This window comes from Bradyrhizobium sp. ORS 278 (genome assembly GCF_000026145.1).
In the GTDB taxonomy this organism is placed as follows: Bacteria; Pseudomonadota; Alphaproteobacteria; order Rhizobiales; family Xanthobacteraceae; genus Bradyrhizobium.
In genome coordinates this window covers 5733596-5753968 of the sequence record NC_009445.1, presented here as the reverse complement: position 1 = coordinate 5753968, position 20373 = coordinate 5733596, and the positions used below count along the sequence as shown (strand labels likewise).

21 protein-coding genes are annotated in these 20373 nt (G+C 65.9%); 17 read left to right on the top strand and 4 right to left on the bottom strand.

Features of this window, described 5'->3' with window-relative positions; genetic code table 11:
- Positions 1 to 85: 85 nt before the first annotated feature.
- Positions 86 to 976, bottom strand: coding sequence for a phosphoserine phosphatase SerB (serB, locus tag BRADO_RS25890; RefSeq protein ID WP_012029151.1), 891 nt, complete (start codon positions 974 to 976; stop codon positions 86 to 88).
- 3 nt (positions 977 to 979) lie between these two features.
- On the opposite strand from serB, the gene miaA reads away from it, so the two are divergent.
- The 9 genes from miaA to ilvC all read left to right on the top strand — a co-directional run bounded on the left by miaA (position 980) and on the right by ilvC (position 9279).
- Entirely contained in the window at positions 980 to 1906 is a 927-nt protein-coding gene (gene miaA, locus BRADO_RS25885) for a tRNA (adenosine(37)-N6)-dimethylallyltransferase MiaA (RefSeq protein WP_012029150.1), read from the top strand.
- Positions 1907 to 1933: 27 nt separating this feature from the next.
- Complete coding sequence (locus tag BRADO_RS34325; RefSeq protein ID WP_244422893.1) at positions 1934 to 2194, top strand: plasmid stability protein y4jJ; 261 nt, start codon at positions 1934 to 1936, stop codon at positions 2192 to 2194.
- Positions 2191 to 2625 carry a PIN domain-containing protein gene (locus BRADO_RS25875; protein WP_012029149.1) on the top strand — a complete coding sequence of 145 codons (435 nt, stop codon included), beginning with the start codon at positions 2191 to 2193 and terminating at the stop codon, positions 2623 to 2625. Before BRADO_RS34325 ends, BRADO_RS25875 begins: the two co-directional genes overlap by 4 nt.
- 333 nt (positions 2626 to 2958) lie before the next feature.
- Positions 2959 to 4728, top strand: coding sequence for an acetolactate synthase 3 large subunit (locus BRADO_RS25870; protein WP_012029148.1), 1770 nt, complete (start codon positions 2959 to 2961; stop codon positions 4726 to 4728).
- A gap of 158 nt (positions 4729 to 4886) precedes the next feature.
- Positions 4887 to 5870, top strand: coding sequence for a threonine dehydratase (locus BRADO_RS25865; protein ID WP_012029147.1), 984 nt, complete (start codon positions 4887 to 4889; stop codon positions 5868 to 5870).
- 151 nt (positions 5871 to 6021) lie between these two features.
- Positions 6022 to 6564, top strand: coding sequence for an acetolactate synthase small subunit (ilvN, locus tag BRADO_RS25860; protein WP_012029146.1), 543 nt, complete (start codon positions 6022 to 6024; stop codon positions 6562 to 6564).
- Positions 6565 to 6567: 3 nt separating this feature from the next.
- Positions 6568 to 7257 (top strand): class I SAM-dependent methyltransferase, encoded by a 690-nt coding sequence (locus tag BRADO_RS25855; RefSeq protein ID WP_012029145.1) that lies wholly within the window; start codon positions 6568 to 6570, stop codon positions 7255 to 7257.
- A gap of 249 nt (positions 7258 to 7506) precedes the next feature.
- Positions 7507 to 8109: a LysE family translocator gene (locus tag BRADO_RS25850; protein ID WP_012029144.1), complete on the top strand. Its 603-nt coding sequence runs from the start codon at positions 7507 to 7509 to the stop codon at positions 8107 to 8109.
- 150 nt (positions 8110 to 8259) lie between these two features.
- Complete coding sequence (gene ilvC, locus BRADO_RS25845; RefSeq protein ID WP_012029143.1) at positions 8260 to 9279, top strand: ketol-acid reductoisomerase; 1020 nt, start codon at positions 8260 to 8262, stop codon at positions 9277 to 9279.
- Between the two features lie 329 nt (positions 9280 to 9608).
- Here the strand turns inward: ilvC and BRADO_RS25840 are convergent, their stop codons facing one another.
- Positions 9609 to 10721, bottom strand: coding sequence for a DUF2336 domain-containing protein (locus BRADO_RS25840; protein WP_041757734.1), 1113 nt, complete (start codon positions 10719 to 10721; stop codon positions 9609 to 9611).
- Between the two features lie 377 nt (positions 10722 to 11098).
- On the opposite strand from BRADO_RS25840, the gene BRADO_RS35175 reads away from it, so the two are divergent.
- The 6 genes from BRADO_RS35175 to BRADO_RS25815 all read left to right on the top strand — a co-directional run bounded on the left by BRADO_RS35175 (position 11099) and on the right by BRADO_RS25815 (position 15673).
- The gene (locus tag BRADO_RS35175; RefSeq protein WP_157872617.1) at positions 11099 to 11239 is read left to right on the top strand and encodes a hypothetical protein; all 141 of its coding nucleotides are present in this window, start codon (positions 11099 to 11101) and stop codon (positions 11237 to 11239) included.
- Positions 11240 to 11265: 26 nt separating this feature from the next.
- The gene (locus BRADO_RS25835; protein WP_012029141.1) at positions 11266 to 12123 is read left to right on the top strand and encodes an SDR family oxidoreductase; all 858 of its coding nucleotides are present in this window, start codon (positions 11266 to 11268) and stop codon (positions 12121 to 12123) included.
- A complete protein-coding gene (locus BRADO_RS25830; RefSeq protein ID WP_012029140.1) occupies positions 12123 to 12434 on the top strand; it encodes a hypothetical protein in 312 nt (103 codons plus the stop codon). The genes BRADO_RS25835 and BRADO_RS25830 overlap by 1 nt, the downstream gene beginning before the upstream one ends.
- A gap of 269 nt (positions 12435 to 12703) precedes the next feature.
- Entirely contained in the window at positions 12704 to 13285 is a 582-nt protein-coding gene (locus BRADO_RS25825; RefSeq protein ID WP_012029139.1) for a DUF3592 domain-containing protein, read from the top strand.
- A gap of 176 nt (positions 13286 to 13461) precedes the next feature.
- Complete coding sequence (locus BRADO_RS25820; protein ID WP_041757733.1) at positions 13462 to 15171, top strand: sulfatase-like hydrolase/transferase; 1710 nt, start codon at positions 13462 to 13464, stop codon at positions 15169 to 15171.
- 106 nt (positions 15172 to 15277) lie between these two features.
- A complete protein-coding gene (locus BRADO_RS25815) occupies positions 15278 to 15673 on the top strand; it encodes a rhodanese-like domain-containing protein (RefSeq protein ID WP_012029137.1) in 396 nt (131 codons plus the stop codon).
- Positions 15674 to 15979: 306 nt separating this feature from the next.
- Here BRADO_RS25815 and BRADO_RS25810 read toward each other — a convergent pair whose 3' ends face one another.
- The gene (locus tag BRADO_RS25810; protein ID WP_041756949.1) at positions 15980 to 17536 is read right to left on the bottom strand and encodes an ABC transporter permease/substrate-binding protein; all 1557 of its coding nucleotides are present in this window, start codon (positions 17534 to 17536) and stop codon (positions 15980 to 15982) included.
- Positions 17533 to 18318 carry an ATP-binding cassette domain-containing protein gene (locus tag BRADO_RS25805; RefSeq protein ID WP_041756947.1) on the bottom strand — a complete coding sequence of 262 codons (786 nt, stop codon included), beginning with the start codon at positions 18316 to 18318 and terminating at the stop codon, positions 17533 to 17535. The genes BRADO_RS25810 and BRADO_RS25805 overlap by 4 nt, the downstream gene beginning before the upstream one ends.
- Positions 18319 to 18434: 116 nt before the next feature.
- On the opposite strand from BRADO_RS25805, the gene BRADO_RS25800 reads away from it, so the two are divergent.
- The gene (locus BRADO_RS25800; protein WP_012029134.1) at positions 18435 to 19247 is read left to right on the top strand and encodes an ABC transporter ATP-binding protein; all 813 of its coding nucleotides are present in this window, start codon (positions 18435 to 18437) and stop codon (positions 19245 to 19247) included.
- Between the two features lie 220 nt (positions 19248 to 19467).
- The gene (locus tag BRADO_RS25795) at positions 19468 to 20253 is read left to right on the top strand and encodes an ABC transporter permease (protein ID WP_012029133.1); all 786 of its coding nucleotides are present in this window, start codon (positions 19468 to 19470) and stop codon (positions 20251 to 20253) included.
- Positions 20254 to 20373: the final 120 nt, after the last annotated feature.

The window sequence follows — 20373 nt, the reverse complement described above, 5'->3', positions numbered from 1 at the left end:
TGGCGATCGCGAATGAGATTGGAATGGAGTTGCGCGGAAGTTAGCCGGATTGAAACAAATAAGCGGAATAACAGCCAGAGCGTCGTCACTCCACGAACTGATCGCGCGTGTAGCCCTGGGCGTAGAGCAAAGCGGTGAGGTCGCCGTGGTCGATGCGGGCTGACGCTGCGGCCGACACGGCGGGCTTGGCGTGATAGGCGACGCCGAGGCCGGCGGCCTCGATCATGCCGAGGTCGTTGGCGCCGTCGCCCACGGCGAGCGTGTCGATCTCGTCGAGGTCGAACGACTCGCGCAGCTCGACGAGAGTGGCGAGCTTGGCGTCGCGGCCGATGATCGGCTCGCGGACCTCGCCGGTCAGCTTGCCGGCGTCGATGACAAGCTCGTTGGCGCGGTTCTCCTGGAAACCGATCTTGGCGGCGATGGCGCTGGTGAACAGCGTGAAGCCGCCGGAGATCAGGCAGGTATAGGCGCCGTGGGCGCGCATCGTCATCACCAACTGACGGCCGCCCGGGGTGAGCTTGATGCGCTTGGCCAGCACCTCGTCGACGACGCTGACCGGAAGGTCTTTCAGCAGCGCGACGCGCTCGCGCAGCGCCGGCTCGAAGGCGATCTCGCCGCGCATGGCCCGTTCGGTGATGGCGGCGACGTGGGATTTGAGCCCGGCAAAATCGGCCAGCTCGTCGATGCATTCCTGGCCGATCATGGTGCTATCCATGTCCGCCAGAAAAAGCTTCTTGCGCCGGACGGCCTCAGGCTGCACGACGATGTCGATCGGCATGTCGCCGCGCAGGTCGCGCAAGCGCGCCTCGAGCTTGTGGACCTCGCCGTCATGCGAGAACGGGATGTCGATCGCGACCTCGTCGAACAGCCAGCGCGGCGTGCCCGGCGATGGCAGCACGGCCAGGAAGGCCTCCACGATCGTGGTATCAAGTGCGGGATCGGCGGGATTGCAGATGAAGGTGGCGACGAGAGACATCGGGTGACTTTGCTAAGCGACAACAAAGCGGTGCTTATCGCAGGGCCGACCGCCAGCGGCAAGTCGGCGCTGGCGTTGGAACTTGCGCAAAAAGCGGGCGCGGTCATCATCAACACCGACTCGATGCAAGTCTACCACGATCTGCGGGTGCTGACGGCGCGGCCGGCACCCGAGGACGAGGCGCTGGTCCCGCATCGGCTTTACGGTCACGTCGATGCTGCGGTGAACTACTCGGCCGGCCATTATGTCCGTGATGCCGCTCAGGTTCTCGACGAGGTCAGGCGCGAGGGCCGGCTGCCGGTCTTCATTGGCGGCACCGGCCTGTACTTCAAGGCGCTGACACGCGGATTGTCGGCGGTGCCGCCGGTGCCGGACGACATTCGCGAGGCGGTGCGTCTCAAGCTCGATCGCGACGGTGTCGAGGCGCTGCACGCCGAACTGGCGCGGCGCGATGCCGCGGCGGCGGCGCGGCTGAACGTCCGCGACCGCACCCGCATCGCCCGGGCGCTGGAGGTCATCGAAGCGACCGGTCGGCCATTGGCCGACTGGCACGCCGAGACCACGCCGCCGTTGCTGCCCCCGGAGCGCACGCATGCGCTGTTCATCGCGCCGGAGCGCGAGGCGCTGTATGCCAGGATCGACGCGCGCTTCGAGACGATGCTCGAGGCGGGCGCGCTCGCGGAGGTCGAGCGGCTCGCCGCCCGCGGCCTCGATCCGCTGCTGCCGGCCATGAAGGCCCACGGCGTGCCGGCGCTGATCCGTTACCTCCGGGGCGAGATCACCCGCGAGGAGGCGGCCACCATCGGCAAGGCCGATACAAGGCATTATGCCAAGCGGCAGTTCACCTGGTTTCGGCATCAGCTGCCGGAGTTCGAGTGGATGAGCCCGGAGGCAGCAAAAGGGTTGGTCAGAGCGTTGAAGGTTCGATGATATCGTGATATCAAGTCATCGGAGGCGATGATGGCCGATATCCTGATCCGCAAAGTAGACGACGAGACCAAGGAGTTGCTTCGGCTCAGAGCCGAACGCCGCGGCAAGAGCTTGGAAGCCGATCTCCGAGAGACACTCGAAAAGCTCGCGCGCGAAGAGGCTCAGTCGCCAGATGATGCTCAGCCGTTCGGAAGTTGGCTGGTCGCGATTTCGCGACCAGGAATCGACCTCGACGAAGCGCTCGATCAACTGCGCTCCGCACCGGTTCGGCCGGCCCAATATGAATGATCTTGCTTGATACCAACGTGATTTCCGAGGCGCTGAGGCCAGCGCCGTCACCAGAGGTCGTTCGCTGGCTCGACGCAAATTTTGCCGGCAGTGCAATTTCAAGCATCACCATCCTTGAGCTCGGTGCCGGGCTCGCGCTGCTCAACGCCGGCAAGCGCAAGGACGCGCTGGAGAACGCGATCACGCGAACAGTCAGGCGGTTTGGGAGTCGCGTCTACGCGTTCGACGCTGCCGCGGCGCATACGGCTGCAGCACTGCTCGCTGAGGCCCGGGCGCGGGGACTTGCTCTTCATCAGATTCCGAACAAGCTCGCTGATCTGCAGATCGCGGGGATCGCACTGGCCTATGGCCTCGACCTTGCGACTCGCAACGTCGGCGATTTTGAAGGCCTGCGCCTGAAGCTTATCAATCCGTGGTCGGTCGGGACCTGACAGCTATGTCGCAAATTACCGCTCGCCGAACGTCAAAATCCGCGCTACCTTGACAAAATCGCGCTGACGAGCCTCGCTTTGCCTTGACATCAAGGTCACCATGGTTATGTTCGCGCAACCTTTGGGAAGCCAGCTCGCCGTCATGCGCAATTTTATTGCCATTCTCCTTATCGTAGTCGTACCCAGGCGCATCGCCGGGGATGGCTAGCGGCCATCCAAAATCCGAGCGGTGCGCAGGGCCTTCCAGGGCCCTTTTTTATTGCCCGAACCGACCCCGACCGAACCGAAAGACCTAACGACAAGCCGCTGAGACACAGCGATCCGGAGCCCACCATGACCGACAAGAGCCACGATCCGAACCAGATGACCGGCGCCGCGATGATCGTGCGCGCGCTCATCGACCACGGCGTGCAGCACATCTTCGGCTATCCCGGCGGCGCAGTGCTTCCGATCTATGACGAGATCTTCCAGCAAAGCGAGGTCGAGCACATCCTGGTCCGCCACGAGCAGGGCGCCGGCCATGCCGCCGAGGGCTATGCGCGCTCGACCGGCAAGCCGGGCGTCGTGCTGGTGACGTCGGGCCCCGGCGCCACCAATATGGTGACGCCGCTGGCGGACGCGATGATGGATTCGATCCCGCTGGTCTGCATCACCGGCCAGGTGCCGACGCATCTGATCGGCAACGACGCGTTCCAGGAGTGCGACACCGTCGGCATCACTCGGCCCTGCACCAAGCACAATTGGCTGGTCCGCAATGTCAACGACCTGGCCAAGGTGCTGCACGAGGCGTTCTATGTCGCGACGTCGGGCCGGCCGGGCCCGGTCGTCGTCGACGTGCCGAAGGACGTGCAGTTCGCCACCGGCACCTATCATCCGCCGCGCAAGTCCGACGTCCACATCTCCTACGCGCCGCGCGTCAAGGGCGACGCGATGCAGATCCGCAAGGCCGTCGCGCTCTTGGCCTCCGCCAAGCGGCCGGTGATCTATTCAGGCGGCGGCGTCATCAATTCGGGGCCTGACGCGTCGCGGTTGCTGCGCGAGCTGGTCGAGGTCACCGGCTTTCCGATCACCTCGACCCTGATGGGGCTGGGCGCCTATCCGGCGTCGGGTCCCAATTGGCTGGGCATGCTGGGCATGCACGGCACCTACGAGGCCAACATGACGATGCATGATTGCGACGTCATGCTGTGCGTCGGCGCGCGCTTCGACGACCGCATCACCGGCCGCACCGATGCGTTCTCGCCGAACTCGAAGAAGATCCACATCGACATCGATCCGTCCTCGATCAACAAGAACATCCGCGTCGACGTCCCGATCATCGGCGATTGCGGCGACGTGCTCGCCGACATCCTGCAGGTGTTCAAGGCGGAAGCGAAGAAGCCGGACATCAAGGCGTGGTGGCAGCAGATCGCGACCTGGCGCGCGCGCAACTCGCTCGCCTACAAGCCGAACCGCGACGTCATCATGCCGCAATATGCGATCCAGCGGCTGTTCGAACTGACGCGCGGGCGCGACACCTACATCACCACCGAGGTCGGCCAGCACCAGATGTGGGCGGCCCAGTTCTACGGCTTCGAGGAGCCGCACCGCTGGATGACCTCGGGCGGCCTCGGCACCATGGGCTACGGCCTGCCGGCGGCGATCGGCGTGCAGGTCGCGCATCCCGACAGCCTGGTCATCGACATCGGCGGCGACGCCTCGGTGCAGATGACGATGCAGGAGATGTCGACGGCCGTGCAGTACGAGCTGCCGGTCAAGATCTTCATCCTGAACAACCAGTACATGGGCATGGTGCGGCAGTGGCAGCAGCTCCTGCACGGCAATCGCCTGTCGCATTCCTACTCGGAGGCGCTGCCGGACTTCGTCAAGCTCGCCGAGGCTTATGGCGGCGTTGGGTTGCAGGTGAGCAAGCCCGGTGATCTCGACGGCGCGATCAAGGAGATGATCTCGGTCAAGAAGCCGGTGCTGTTCGACTGCCGCGTTGCTGCGCTCGAGAACTGCTTCCCGATGATCCCGTCGGGCAAGGCGCACAACGAGATGATCCTGCCGGCCGAGGCGTCCGATCCCGCCGCCGCGTTCGCGGGCGGCAAGGCGCTGGTGTGAGGACGGATCGTGGGCATAACTCGCTCGACACACTCCGCTGTCATCGCCCGGCTTGACCGGGCGATCCAGTACGCCGCGGCCGTGGTGAGTCCCACGACCGCCGCAGCGTACCGGATGCCCGCCTTCGCGGGCATGACAGTCGTGATGAGGAGGCGGCTGTGTTCACACTAGCAGAGTTGGAGCAGGCCCACGCGATCGTCGGCATGGCCGTGCCGGCGACGCCTACGCATGCGTGGCCGCTGCTGGCGCAGCGGCTGGGGACGCATGTGGTCGTCAAGCACGAGAACCATACGCCGGCCGGCGCTTTCAAAGTGCGCGGCGGGTTGGTCTATGTCGACAACCTCAAGCGAACTCATCCGGATGTCCGCGGCCTGATCACCGCAACGCGCGGCAATCACGGCCAGAGCATTGCGTTCGCCGGCCGCCGCAACGGCCTGCCGGTAACGATCTACGTGCCCGAGGGCAACTCGGTCGAGAAGAACCGGGCGATGGCCGCGTTTGGGGCTGAACTGATCGAGCATGGCAGCGACTTCCAGGAATCGCGCGAGGAGGCGATCCGCCGCGCCGCGCGCGAAGGCCTGCACATGGTGCCGTCGTTTCATTCGGACATCGTCCGCGGCGTCGCGACCTACGCGCTGGAGCTGCTGCGTGCGGCGCCTGATCTCGACGTGCTCTATGTGTCGGTCGGGCAGGGCTCGGGCATCTGCGGCTGCATCCTGGCGCGCGACCTGCTCGGGCTGAAGACAGAGATCGTCGGCGTGCAGTCGACGGGCGCGCCGTCCTATGCGCTGTCGTTCGCGGCGCGGACCGTCGTGACCACCAACAGCGCCGACACACACGCTGACGGGCTCGCGACTCGCAGCCCGGATGCCGATGCGCTCGCGATCATCCTGAAGGGCGCGTCGCGCATCGTGCAGGTCAGCGACGCCGAGATTGCCGACGCCATCCGCATCTTCTGGACCGACACGCACAATGTCGCCGAGGGCGCCGGCGCGGCGTCGCTCGCCGCCGCGTTGCAGGAGAAGCCCAAGCTCGCCGGCAAGCGCGTCGGCCTGGTGCTGACCGGCGGCAACATCGATCTCGACCTGTTCAGGCGCTGGGTGATGCCGGCGGCCGCCGAAGACATCGCAGGAGCGTCTTGATGGGCACTCCGCTCACCACACCCACCGCTGTCATCGCCCGGCTTGACCGGGCGATCCAGTACGCCGCGGCGTCCGTGAGTCTCACGACTGCCGGCGTTGACTGGATGCCCGCCTGCGCGGGCATGACGGGAGACACACCACGGGGACACCAATGAACCAGCCAGCCTCCGCTTACTTCATCGAAGAGCGCCACGATCCCAACGAGACCCACACGCTCTCGGTGCTGGTGCAGAACGAGCCCGGCGTGCTCGCGCGCGTCATCGGGCTGTTCTCGGGGCGCGGCTACAACATCGAGAGCCTCACCGTCTCCGAGACCGAGAGCCAGAAGCATCTGTCGCGCATCACCATCGTGACCACGGGCACGCCGATGGTGATCCAGCAGATCAAGCACCAGCTCGACCGCATGGTGCCGGTCTATCGCGTCGTCGACATGACGTTGACCAAGCGCGCCATCGAGCGTGAGCTCGCGATGGTCAAGGTGCGCGGCACCGGCGATCCCCGGGTCGAGGCGCTGCGGCTGGCGGATGCGTTCCGCGCCCGCGTCATCGACGCCACGACGGAAAGCTTTGTGTTCGAGATCACAGGCAACACCGACAAGATCAATCAGTTTATCGATCTGATGCGCCCGCTCGGTCTGGTCGAAGTCGCCAGGACGGGCGTGGCGGCGATCGGGCGGGGACCGGAAGGGATGTGAGCCATGCTGGCGCGCGACTGGTACTACAACGAACGCAACCGGATCGGGCTCGATCATGCGGTGGCCTCGATCTACGGCTCCGGCGATGATGCCGACGAGCGCGCGCGCGCCGCGTTGAAGATGCTTGGCGTCAAGCCGGGCTGGCGGGTGGCCGACATCGGCTGCGGCAACGGCGTGCTGGCGACGGAAGCGGCGCTGATGGGCGCGGTCGTCGACGCCATCGACATCTCGCCGGCGATGCTGGCGCTGACCAGGATCTACACCCGCGACCGTCGTACCGCGGTGCGGATGCATTCCGCCGGGCTGTTGTCGTTCGCTTACGAGCCAGCGAGCTATGACCTGATCGCCAGCGAGTTCACGCTGCATCACCTCCCCGACTTCTGGAAGGCGGTGGCGCTGGCGCGGATCTTCGCGGCGCTGAAGCCCGGCGCGCAATTCTTCTTGCGCGACATCGTCTACGTCGCAATGCCCGACGGCGCCGAGCGCTCGGTCGAGCAATGGGCCGATTTCAACATCAAGAACCACGACCTCGCCCGCGACAGCGTCATCACCCATATGCGCGACGAGAACTCGACCTTCGCCTGGGTGATGGAGCGCATGCTGAGCGAAGTCGGCTTCGTGATGGTGTCTGCGGACTACCACGCCCCCATGCACGCCACCTACGTGCTGCAGAAGCCGGCGGGGCAGGGCTAGGCGCGAGGCGGTGGCGAACTTGGCAAACATAGGCGGGGGCATCCCGTCATCTCACGGGATTGCTCGGCCGTACGTGGGGCCGTGGCCGGTGCGTGTGGCCATCCTTCGAGACGCCCGCCTGCGGCGGGCTCCTCAGGATGAGGAGTCGTTTTCTGGCTCGCTGCCACTCCTCATGGTGAGGAGCGCCGCGTGCGGCGCGTCTCGAACGATGAGGCCCCCTGCGCTCGGCTTCAACGAGGACCGCTAGCCATGTCCCAGCAGCTCCTCATCGCCTTCGTGACCTTCGCCTTCGTGATGTCGTTCACCCCCGGGCCGAACAACATCATGCTGCTGTCGTCCGGCGTCACCTACGGCTTCCGCCGCACCGTGCCGCACATGATGGGTATCAGCTTCGGCTTCGCCTTCATGGTCGGCGCGGTCGGCGTCGGACTCGCCACGGTGTTCATCACCTATCCGGTGCTGCAGCAGGTGTTGAAGTATCTCGGCGCCGCCTATCTGATTTATCTCGCGATTGCGATCGCGTTCTCCGGGTCAACCAAGCCGGAAGAGGCCACACCGCGCGGGCCGATGTCGTTCTGGGGCGCGGCGCTGTTTCAGTGGGTCAACGCCAAGGGCTGGGTGATGGTGATCAGCACCATCACCGCCTATGCCGCGATCGCGCGCTTTCCCGCCAATGTTGCGCTGCAGGTCGCGATCAGCTTCGTGATGGCGATCGGATCGACCGTCACCTGGACCCTGTTCGGCACCGCACTGCGGCCGCTGCTCAGCTCCGAGCGCGCGGTGCGCGGCTTCAACATCGTGATGGCGGTGCTGCTGCTCGCCTCGCTCTATCCCGTGTTCATGGACGCATGAGGGAGGGCGCCGCCATGCGAGATCGGGGTTTCCATCCGCCCCCAAAATGCTCTAGACACGGGCCGGATTTCGTCCGGGCGCAGCCGCCCGTGCCTCACCCAAGCGTCTGACTTTTCAGCCAATTCCGGCATCTCTCAAGAGGAAACGACAATGCGTGTCTACTACGATCGCGACGCCGATCTGAACCTGATCAAGGGCAAGAAGGTCGTCATCGTCGGCTACGGCAGCCAGGGCCATGCCCATGCGCTGAACCTGAAGGACTCTGGCGTCAAGGACGTCGCGATCGCGCTGCGCAAGGGCTCGGCCTCGGCCAAGAAGGCCGAAGGCGCCGGCTTCAAGGTGATGGAAGTCGCCGAGGCCGCCAAGTGGGCCGACCTCGTGATGATGCTGACCCCGGACGAGCTGCAGGGCGACATCTACCGCGAGCACCTGCACGACAACATGAAGCAGGGCGCCGCGCTGGTGTTCGCGCACGGCCTCAACGTGCATTTCAATCTTCTTGATCCCCGGGCAGATCTCGACGTGCTGATGATCGCGCCGAAGGGCCCCGGCCACACCGTCCGCTCCGAATACCAGCGCGGCGGCGGCGTGCCCTGCCTGATCGCGATCGCCAAGGATTCCTCGGGCAATGCCCATGACCTCGGCCTGTCCTACGCCTCGGCGATCGGCGGCGGCCGCGCTGGCATCATCGAGACCACCTTCAAGGAAGAGTGCGAGACCGACCTGTTCGGCGAGCAGGCGGTGCTGTGCGGCGGCCTGGTCGAGCTGATCAAGGCCGGATACGAGACCCTGACCGAGGCCGGCTACGCGCCGGAGATGGCCTATTTCGAGTGCCTCCACGAGGTGAAGCTGATCGTCGACCTGATCTATGAAGGCGGCATCGCCAACATGAACTACTCGATCTCCAACACCGCCGAATATGGCGAGTACGTCACCGGCCCGCGCATCATCACCCCCGAGACCAAGGCCGAGATGAAGCGTGTGCTCGACGACATCCAGTCCGGCCGCTTCGCCCGCGACTGGATGCTCGAGAACAAGGTCAACCAGTCCTCGTTCAAGGCCACCCGCGCCCGCCTGTCGCAGCACCCGATCGAGGAAGTCGGCGCCCGCCTGCGCGACATGATGCCCTGGATCAAGAAGGGCGCGCTGGTCGATAAGAGCAAGAACTAAGGGGTGTGATCAGCGGTCGGGACGCGGATCCGCGTTCTCGGCCATCAGCTCAATCGAAAGCCTCCGTCCCGGCCAGGGCGGAGGCTTTTTACGGCCACAGCAAAACATCGCGGTTCAGCCCGCCTGGCTGCGAAACACACAGCCGTCGTCCCGGCGAACGCCGGGACCCATAACCACCGTCGTTCGTGGTGACGACCCGTGGCAACTCCGACCTCTCTCCGCCAACTGGCATCACGCGGTATGGGTCCCGGCGTTCGCCGGGACGACAGCGGGGGATGAGGTTGCGACGGAGGATGATGCATCAATTCAGGGGAGCTCGCCCGTCCCGCTCACTTCTCCACCTTGTTGTGCACCATCCAGAACCGCAGGGTGCGCTGGGCGGTGTCGAGCGACAGGCGGCCGTAGTCGCGTTCGGCGAGCTTGAGGGTCTCGCTGTCGATGGCGTGCTTGATCGGGCGGTGGGTCAGGATCTTCGCCACCACCGACCAGCTCAGGCCGGCGGCGCGGCAGGGGATCAGGACGATGTCGGTGCGCGGGCCTTCCAGCACCTTGGCCATCATCTCGGTGGGCACGTTGTTGAGCAGGCCGAGCGCGGCTGCGACCTCGCCGAAGCGGCGGGTCTCGGCGAAGAAGCCGATCGCGGAGTCATTCAGCTCGTTCAGCCCCTTCATGCGCTTGACCGCCTCTTCGGCCAGCGTGAAGTCGCGGCCGATCAGGCCGCCATCACTGCGCGCAGCATCCGCGATCCCCTTGAGGACCTTCTTGATCTCCTGTTGCAGCGCCGGCGGCGCCGACGCCATCAGCTTGGCGCGAACGGAGTCGGTGGCGCGGCGCAGGAGGTCGCGCAGGTGTTTGCTGGGCAGGTCGACGCGCAGCCCGATGATCTCGGTCAGCTCGTCGTCATCCTCGGCGTGCGCCATCATCCCCGAGTAGCCGGTCTCGGAGAAGCGGGCGGTCTGGTTGTTGGCGAGCTTGCGGATGACACGGCGTTCGCCGCGATCGACGATGATGTCGGTGACGGCCTCGGTCAGATGCGGACGGCTCGAGATCGCCATCAGGTGGTCCTGGCCCTTGGTCGTCGCGACCTCGACCAGCGTGTGCTCCGTCAGGCGGGTGGAGTGCATCAGCACGCTCTCGGCGACCGAGATCTCGTCGTCGCGCGCCAGCTGCTGGATGACGTCGATCGGGGCATAATCGACCGGGGCGAGATGCTTGCTGAGCTCGGCGCGCGCCCGGGTCTCGACGCGCGAGACCAGCATGCACAGCACGTTGTCGAACACTTTGATCTGGTCCTCGCTCAGGCGTTCGCCATCGTGCAGGAACAGATTGGTGACCTGGCGGAGCGTGTTGACACGTTTCTCGGACGAGCCGCTGCGGACGGCGTCCTCGAGTTCGCTGATGATCGAGTGTTCTGAAGGCGGAAGCTGTTCTGGCTGATGCACGTTGGCGCTCATCTGGTCCGGATGTCCGGGAGCGGCAGCGACGCGCGTCTGGTCCACTGCAGGTTTCCCCGGCGGAACCAGTTTTCGCCATGGGCGATAACAATGCGTTAGGGGCGAGGGGCGTAGTACTCCGGAGAAACACGGATACGGAAAATTAATTCCAGGGATGTAGTGCTCGCCGAAGACGGAACTCCGTTCGGCGCCGTCGATTCCGCCGACGGTTCGGTGAATTCCGCTCTCAAGCCCGCTGTCCGTGAACCGGAGCTGGAAATGAGATCGAAAGGTTAATGATCTCATAAGGTCACCAGCCTTTCCTCACCTGACTTGCCAGCCCGCGCCGACCTCACCTCAGCTGTCATCCATCGAAGAAATGAAACTTGAACCACATTCTTGCCGCGATTGCCGCGGCAGAAGCGGTGCTGGCCGGCTTCATCCGCGATATCTCCAGCCACGGGCGGCGCAGACGTGACTTGAAGCGCGAAATCAGCACCAGCGTGACGCCGCATCCCGTGCGATAATCGGTTCGCATCTTACTGAGGTCGCCATGAAATCCGTCGTCATCACCGGAGCCTCCACCGGCATCGGTTACGCCTGTTCGAAGCTGCTGCTCGCACGCGGCTTCCGCGTGTTCGGCAGTGTTCGCAAGCCTGAAGACGCGGAGCGTCTGCGCGGCGAGCTCGGCGCCAATTTCGTTCCGCTGCTGTTCGACGTCACCGATGAGGTGGCGGTGAAGGCGGCGGCCGGCGAGGTGCGCGCGGCTCTCAACGGCGAGGCGCTCGCGGGCCTGGTCAACAATGCCGGCATTGCCGTCGCCGGGCCGATCACCGAGCTGCCGATCGACCAGTTTCGCAAGCAGATGGAGGTCAATGTCATCGGCCCGGTCATCGCGACCCAGGCGTTCGCGCCGCTGCTCGGCGCCGATCCGGCGATGACCGGCGCGCGGGGGCGGATCGTGATGATCAGCTCGGTCGCCGGCCGCAATGGCAATCCGCTGATGGCGCCGTATTCGACCTCCAAGCACGCCGTCGAAGGATTGTCGGAGAGCCTGCGCCGCGAGCTGATGCTGTTCGGCATCGACGTCGTGATCATTGCGCCGGGCGCGGTGAAGACCCCCATCTGGGCCAAGGCCGAGGAGGTCGACCTATCGCCCTACCAGAGCTCGCCGTTCTTTCCGGCCCTGCAACGCATCCGCGGCTTCATGCTGCATCTGGCCAAGACTGGGCTGCCGGCTGAAACCATCGCCGAGCACCTGCACCAGGCGCTGACGGCGCCTTCGCCGAAGGTGCGTTACGAGCTCGCGCCGGATCCGCTCAGGCAATGGATCGTCCGGGTGCTTCCCAAACGCACGGTCGACCGTATCGTCGGCAAGCGGCTCGGCCTGTTGCCGGGGACCAAGGCCTGATGCCGGCGGGCACGACGACCGGCAAGACCCTGGCGGAGCTCACCGGTCTGGTGGAGGACGCCATCCGCGCCGAGCCGGGCTGCGACACCGCGCGCGTGCCCGCGGTGCAAGCGCTCGACGTGCGCAACGGTCGCAACTGGGAAATCCCCCGCGTCGTCCTCGGCGACAGCCTGATCAGCGACGTCGACCGCGCCGTGATGAGCGTGCAGCGCCGGCTGGGGCGGGAGTTTCATCTCGTCACGCTGCACGACGTCGAGGAGGCGGCAACGGGTCCGGCGGGCGCAGCGCATGTCGCTTCGGAAGAGTCCTGACATCCTTTGATCCTGGGGCGTTCCCTGGAGCGGATCGTTGCCATCGAATCACCGACGACGGCCCGCGCCTGTTCGGAGAGGCCGCGGGCGACAGCTGGCAGGCGCGACCAAACGAAAATTTGCGACGCGTCAGGGATGACACTTAAGCTGCGGATTTAGCAGGGCTATTATGTGGATTGCCGGTGTGGTCCAGTGGGTGTGCGGCATTTGAACGTCGTATTTTACCCACGATTGATTTTTTCGATGCAGCTTCCTGCGGGGGCATCGGAATGGTCGATCATCATTTTCTTGGCGGGACCGCTCACTACCAGATCGCGTTGTTGTTCATGGCCGCCGCAGCGAAGGCGCCGCATCGCCGCGCGTTGCGGTTGCCGGAGCGGCTTGCTGCCAGCATGGCGGCCATTCTGCTGGTCACGACGATCGCCCTTGCAGCCTACGCCATTCGCTTGGAATTGCCGGGGCTGCGGACCGAAGGCCAGGTCGTCGCGGTCAGGGTGGAGGGGTACGAACCCGACCGCGAACCGACCTATTTCCCCGTGATCGAGTTCGCGGCGATATCCGGACAGATCGCGCGCTTCGAGGATTTCGGCGGCAGTTCGCCGCGCTACCGCGTCGGCGACCGGGTCATGGTGCGCTATCGCGGCGACGACTCCTCGCGGTTCGCGATCGTCGATCGTGATCGAGGCTCGAACCTGCTGCTGCCGCTGCTGCCGCTGTTTGGCGCGTTATGGTTCGGCTGGCCCTTCATCCGACGCATCCCGCAGCGTCTCAAGGCCAGGACAACCGGCCGCGCCACACGTGGGACCACCCGCGGCGCCGTGCGGCCGCAACGCCCGATGATGAACGTTTGACAATCGTCCAGGCTCGTCGTCCGGATCGCTGCTGCGACGCGACAACGGCGCGGCATTCCGGGCAAATCCGGACTGTTGTTATTTGTGACGATTTCATTACGGTCACATGACAGGATCAGGCGTCCTTGATCAGCCGGCATGCGCCGGCGAAGGACGCTTGCCTGATCGACCGCCTGATGTCTCTGACCCCGAACCACGAACCGATCACGACGCTCACGGCGGCGAGCGCGACACGTTCGACCATTGTGCGGCTCTCGGCCGTCGCCGCGCCGCATGTGGCCGCGCTGGCGCTGATGCTGCACACCGAGACCGATTTCGGCTCGCGGCTCGGCTTCCTGCTGGCGTGGGGCATCCTGAACGGGTTCTGGCTGGTGATGTTGCGGCGGCCGGCGGTGTCGGGCGCGCTGGCCCTGACCATGGTCGTGGTGCTGGTGCTGCTGTCGCAGCTGAAGCATGCCGTGGTCCAGATGACGGCGAACTTCGTCGACGTGATGCTGATCGACCATGACAGCGCAGCCTTCCTGTTCACGATCTTCCCGAACCTGAAGCTGTCAGTGCTCGTTGCGGCGGTGGTCGTCGTGCCGCTGATGGGGCTGTTGTGGTGGGTCGATCCGTTTCGCGTCGCGCGCCTGCCGGCGCTGGCCGGCAAGCTCGCGTGCCTCGCGGCGCTGACGCTGTATTCGCTCAACTGGCGCGACGAGGCGTGGCGCGGCTATTATGACGACGGCTATCTCTCGAAATTCGCGCGCTCCGGCGTGACCGCCGTATCGGATTTTCTCGCCAACGGCTTCATGGAGTCCGATGCGACAGCCGACCGCAGGCTGGCCGCTTTCGTACCGGATTCCTGTCATCCCGCCGGGCGGCGCCCGAACATCGTGCTGATCCACGACGAATCCAGCTTCGACATTCGCTCCGCGCCGGGCATCAAGGTGCCCCAGGGCTATGGCAGCCACTTCAAGTCCTATGACGGCAAGGCGCGGCAGTTCATGGCCGAGAGCAATGGCGGGCCGAGCTGGTTCACCGAGTACAACGTACTCGCCGGCCTATCGTCGCGCTCGTTCGGCCGTTTCGCCTATTTCGTGACGCGCATCGCCTCCGGCCGCGTCGAGCGCGGCCTGCCGCTGGCGCTGCGCAATTGCGGCTACGACACTTTGTCGCTGTATCCCGCGCATGGCGCCTTCATGAGCGCGCGCAGCTTCCAGACCACCGTCGGGGTCGACCGCTTCCTCGACGCGCGCGATCTCGGCGCCAAGGGTGTCGAGCCTGACGGCTTCTTCTACGATGCCGCGCTCGACCTGATGCAGCAGCGCAAGCCGGGCAAGCCGCTTTTCATGTTCGTCTATCTTGCCGCCAATCATTTTCCTTGGGAAACGACGTTCCGTCCCGAACTGACGCCGTCCTGGCGCGCGCCTGGCAATCTGCCCGCGATCGATGAATATCTGCGCCGGCAGGCGATGAGCGCATCGGACTATCAGCGCTTCCTGGCGAGCCTGAAGAAGCGGTTCGGCGACCAGCCGTTCCTGATCGTGCGCTATGGCGACCACCAGCCGGAATTCTCGCCGCACATCCTCGACCCCAAGCTCGACGAGGCCGGCATCGGCGAGAAGCTCGAGAGCTACGATCCGCGCTATTATCAGACCTATTACGCGATCGATGCCGTCAATTTCGAGCCGCGCCAGAGCAGCGTCGTGATGGACAGGATCGATGCCGCCTATCTGCCGCTGGTCACACTCGAGGCCGCCGGCATTCCGCTCGATCCGTCCTTCGCCGAGCAGAAGGACATCATGCAGCGCTGCAAGGGCGTGTTCTACGCCTGCGGCGACGGCGCCGAAGCGCGCCGCTTCAATCGCATGCTGATCGACGCCGAGCTGATCCGCGGACTGTGAGCCGCCTCACGCTCACGGCATTGCGACGATCGTTCCTCGGCTCGGAGCATTGCGGCGACGACCGCGCTGGGCTACCGATGCGCTCCGTGCAATCGGAGGTCCGACAATGACTACATCCGTCAAAGAGATGATGGCCGCCGCGAATGCGGTGGTGCCGAAGATCACGCCGGCCGAGGCGCAGGCGATGATCGCCGAAGGGAATACGCTGGTGCTCGACGTGCGCGATGCGCCGGAGATCGAAAAGAGCGGCAAGATCGAAGGCGCGCATCACGTCTCGCGCGGCATGCTCGAATTCCGCGCCGATCCGGACTCGCCCTATCACGACAAGGCCTTTGCCAAAGACAAGAGCATCATTCTGTACTGCGCCTCCGGCGGCCGCTCGGCGCTGTCGGGCAAGACGCTCAAGGATCTCGGCTACGGCAAGGTCTTCAACGTCGGCGCGTTCAAGGACTGGGCCGAGAGCGGCGGCGCGGTCGAGAAGCCGATCGAGCCGGGGATGTGATTTCGCTCGGCTGATCGTTCGGCAATCGTTTTTCAACCACCACGCTCGCAATGAGGGCTGTGGTTCAAGCTCCGCTGTCATGCCCGCGCAGGCGGGCATCCAGTACGCCGCGGCGTTTCGGTGGACTCACGGACGTCTCGGCGTACTGGATCGCCCGGTCAAGCCGGGCGATGGGGGCGACCACACTTTCCACTATCGTCATCGCGAGCGTCAGCGAAGCGATGCAGGGCGGCAACGCAGAAGGTGTGCATCGTAGCCCCTGGATTGCTTCGCTGCGCCCGCAATGACGCGTCGAAGCAGGCGGAACTACTTCGCAATCCTGCTCCACAGCCAGCGCGCCACCGCGTGTGGCGATGAGTCCGCGTCGCTGCCCGATGCCCGCAGATTGGCCTGCTGCATCGTCGCGATGTCGATGCGGCCGAGCAGGGGGCGGAGCGCATCCTGCAGCGCGCGGTCGTCCGCGCGCTTGGGCGACAGCAGCAGGATCGCGTCATAGGGCGGGATCGCCTGCTTGGGATCGTCGAGCACGACGAGGTCGTATTTCGCGATCAGTCCGTCGCTGGTGTAGCCGGCAATGACGTCGACTTCGCCCGACGCCACCGCGGCGTACATGAAGTCGGGCTGCATCTGGCGCTGGGTACGGAAGGCGAGGCCGTAAGCGTCGCGCAACGCCGCCCATTCGGGCCGTGAGAAGAATTCGTAGTCGCCGGCGATCGACATCTCGCGAGTGTGGCGGGCGAGATCCTCGATCGAGCGGATGCCGAGCGCCTCGGCCCTCTTGCGCGGCATCACCAGAGCATAGGCATTCTCGAAGCCGAGCTCGCCGAGCAGGGTCACCTTGTCCCGGGCGAGGTCCTGCTTCAGCGCGGCCAGCAGCGCCTCGCGCGGTCGTTGCTCGGTGTGGTGGAACTGGTTGGCCCAGAGGGTGCCGGAATAGTCGACATAGGCGTCGATGTCGCCGTTCTTCAGCGCCTCGTAGATCACGCTGGAGCCGAGACCTGCGCGCGATGTGGCCGACAGGCCTGACGCCTCCAGACGCTCGCTGATCAGCGCCGACAGCACATATTGTTCGGTAAAGGTCTTGGCGCCGACCACATAGCGCGCGGCGTTGCCGGCGAGCGCAGGCAGCAGGCTGGCGCCGGCCATCAGCACGATCGTCGCGGTGCCGATCCCGACGCGGACGCGGCTGCGCCCGCGCAGCCCGTTCTCGATCAGCGCCAGGAGTTGGTCGACGGCGAGCGCCAGCACCGCGGCGGCGACGCAGCCGAACACGACCAGCACCCAGTTCTGCGTCTGCAGGCCGGCGAAGATGTAGTTGCCGAGCGAGGTCTGGCCGATCGGCGTCGAGAGGGTCGCCGTCCCGATCACCCAGACCGCGGCGGTGCGGATGCCGGCCATGATCACCGGCAGCGCCAGCGGCAATTCGACCATCGTCAGTGCCTGGCGCTCGGTCATGCCGACGCCCTTGGCGGCCTCGATCAGGCTCGCGTCGACGCCGTTCAGCCCGGTGATGGTGTTGCGCAGCACCGGCAGCATCGAATACAGCGCCAGCGCCAGCACCGCCGGCAGAAAGCCGAACGCCGAGAACGACAGCCCGAGCCAGCGCAGGCTCAGCGCGGCGAGCGCCAGCAGTAGCGGATAGAACAAGGCGAGCAGCGCCAGCCCGGGCACGGTCTGCACCACGCTGGCCAGGCCGAGCAGCAGATTGCGCAGCGACGGCGTGTTGCGCGCGGCCAGCGCCAGCGGAAAGCTGACGGCGAGGCCGAGCCCGAGCGCGGCGATGGACACGCGCAGATGGCTGCCGAGATAGTCGGCGAGATGCGACAAGGCCTCGGCGAAGCGGGGATCGGACAACAGACTCATGCGGCGCCGCTCCCGGGCAGCAGCGCGGCGAGCCGCGCGGCTTGGCGCCGCGGCGTCGACATCAGCTCCGCGACATAGGGCTCGTGGCTCGCCGCGAGCTCGGCCGGCGTGCCGATCTCGATCAGGCGGCCTGATCGCATCACCGCGACGCGGTCGGCGAGCAGCAGCGCCTCGGTGATGTCGTGGGTGATCATCAGCGTCGTCAGCGCGAGCTTGTCGTGCAGCGCGCGATAGTCGCTGCCCAGCGCGTCGCGCGTCAGGGGATCGAGCGCGCCGAACGGCTCGTCCATCAGCACGATGCGCGGATGCGCCGCCAGCGCCCGGGCGACGCCGACGCGCTGGCGCTGGCCGCCGGAGAGCGCGTCGGGCAGGCGGTTGCGGTAGGCCTTGCGGTCGAGCTGGACGAGGTCGAGGAGCTCGTCGACGCGCGCGGCGATCTCGCTTGAAGGCGTTCCCAGCAGCCTCGGGGTGATGCCGATGTTGGCGGCAACCGTAATATGTGGAAACAGCGCGCCATTCTGGAACACGGTGCCGATGCGGCGCCGCAGAGCGACGGGCTCCAGTCCGCCGATGTCCTCGCCGCCGATCCGGATCGTGCCGCTGTCCAGTGCGATCAGCCGGTTGGTCAGCCGCAGCAGCGTGGTCTTGCCCGAGCCGGAGCCGCCGACGATCGCCAGGAACTCGCCCGCGGCGATCTCCAGCGAGACGTCGTCCACCGCGACCACCGGGCCGGGGAAGGTTTTGCGGACATGATCGTAGCTGATGAGGGATGTGCGCGGCATGCAGCCTTTCGGGGCGGGGGGCCTCGGCTCCAGATCTAGCACGTCCAGCCCCCGCGTTGAACTTCGCCGCGCAAGCGGCTAAGCCGTCCCGGCCATTTTCGGGGAGGAACTTGGACGTGACGACACCAACGGCCGCCGCGGTCGCGCTCGACGGGACCACGGTCGCATTCCGTCTCGCCGGCGGCCGCACCTATACCGCCGTCGAGACGGCGCAGCTGAGCGTCGAGCACGGCGAGTTCGTCGCCATCGTCGGGCCGACCGGCTGCGGCAAGTCCACCCTTCTCAACGTCGCCGCGGGGCTGCTGAAGCCGGCCGCGGGCAGCGTGCGCATCTTTGGCCAGCCGCTGGCGGGACTCAATCGCGAGGCCGGCTACCTGTTTCAGGCGGATGCGCTGTTTCCCTGGAAGACGGCGCTGGAGAACGTCGCCATCGGCCTCGAGGTCGCGGGCACCCCCGCGCGAGAGGCCACCGCCAAGGCGCAGCAATGGCTGACGTCTGTGGGCCTCGGCGCCTTCGGCAACCGCTATCCACACATGCTGTCGGGCGGCCAGCGCAAGCGCGTCGGCCTCGCGCAGGTGCTGATCCGCAATCCCCGCATCATCCTGATGGACGAGCCGTTCGGCCCGCTGGACGCGCAGACGCGGCAGATCATGGGCAATTTGCTGCTCGACCTCTGGAACGCCGACCGCAAGGCGGTGCTGTTCGTCACCCACGATCTGGAAGAGGCGATCGCGCTCGCCGACCGCGTCGTCATCATGTCGGCGGGCCCCGCCTCGCGGATCATCGGCGACTGGCGCGTGACCCTGCCGCGCCCGCGCGACATCTTCGAGGTGCGCATGAAGCACGAGTTCCACGAGTTGCATCGCGAGATCTGGCAGACGCTGAAGGCCGAGGTCGAGAAGACCTACAGGCAGGCGGAGGCGGTGTGATGTCGCGGGTGTGTTCGGCTGCTTGCCAAGGGCTCCGCTCCGACTCCCCTCCCCCCGCGCGAAGCGAAGCTTCGCTAGGCGGGGAGGGGTCGGGGGTGGGGGTCCCAGCAAAGACTTCCCGTGTGGACCCCCCACCCCGACCCTCCCCCGCAAGGGGGGAGGGAGTGCACCACCTGCGCGGCATGGACATCGCGTTCCCCTTGCAGCGGGGAGCAGCCTGATGTCGCGCCTCGGTCTGCTCGCGCTGCAGCTGCTGGTCGCGATCGTCGCGATCGCGCTGTGGCAGTTGTTGTCCAACGTCCCGGTGTTCGGCCGCATCTGGCTGCCGCCGTTCTTCTTCTCCAACCCGGTCGACGTAGCGGCGCAAGTCGTGAAATGGTTCGCGACCGGCGCGATCTGGAAGCATCTGGCGATCACGCTGTGGGAGTCGATCCTGGCGTTCGCCATCGGCTCGCTCGGCGGTGTGCTGGTCGGCTTCTGGTTCGCGCGCAAGCCGCTGGTCGCTGCCGTGTTCGACCCCTACGTCAAGATGGCCAACGCGCTGCCACGTGTGGTGCTGGCGCCGATCTTCACGCTGTGGCTCGGCCTGGGGATCTGGTCCAAGGTCGCGCTCGGCGTCACGCTCGTCTTCTTCATCGTGTTCTTCAACGTCTATCAGGGCGTCAAGGAGGTCTCGACCGTCGTGCGCGACAACGCGCGCATGCTCGGCATGAGCGAGCGCCAGCTGATGCGCCACGTCTATTGGCCGTCGGCGTTGTCCTGGATGTTCTCGTCGCTGCACACTTCGGTCGGCTTCGCGGTAGTGGGAGCCGTCGTCGGCGAGTATCTCGGCTCGGCCGCCGGCCTCGGCTATCTCATTCAGCAGGCCGAAGGCGTGTTCGACGTCGCCGGCGTCTTCGCCGGCATGTTCGTGCTGTCGGCCTTCGTCATCCTGATCGACATCTGCGTGACGCTAGTAGAGCGGCGGCTCCTGGTGTGGCGGCCGGACGCGGCGGATGGCCGGTGAGGGTGGCGCCGTCGCTCCGCATTCCGCCGTCGTCCCGGCGAAAGCCGGGGCCCATAACCACAGGGAGTGGTTTGGGGCAGGCGGGACGACCGATCATTTCTCACCGCGACATCACGCGGT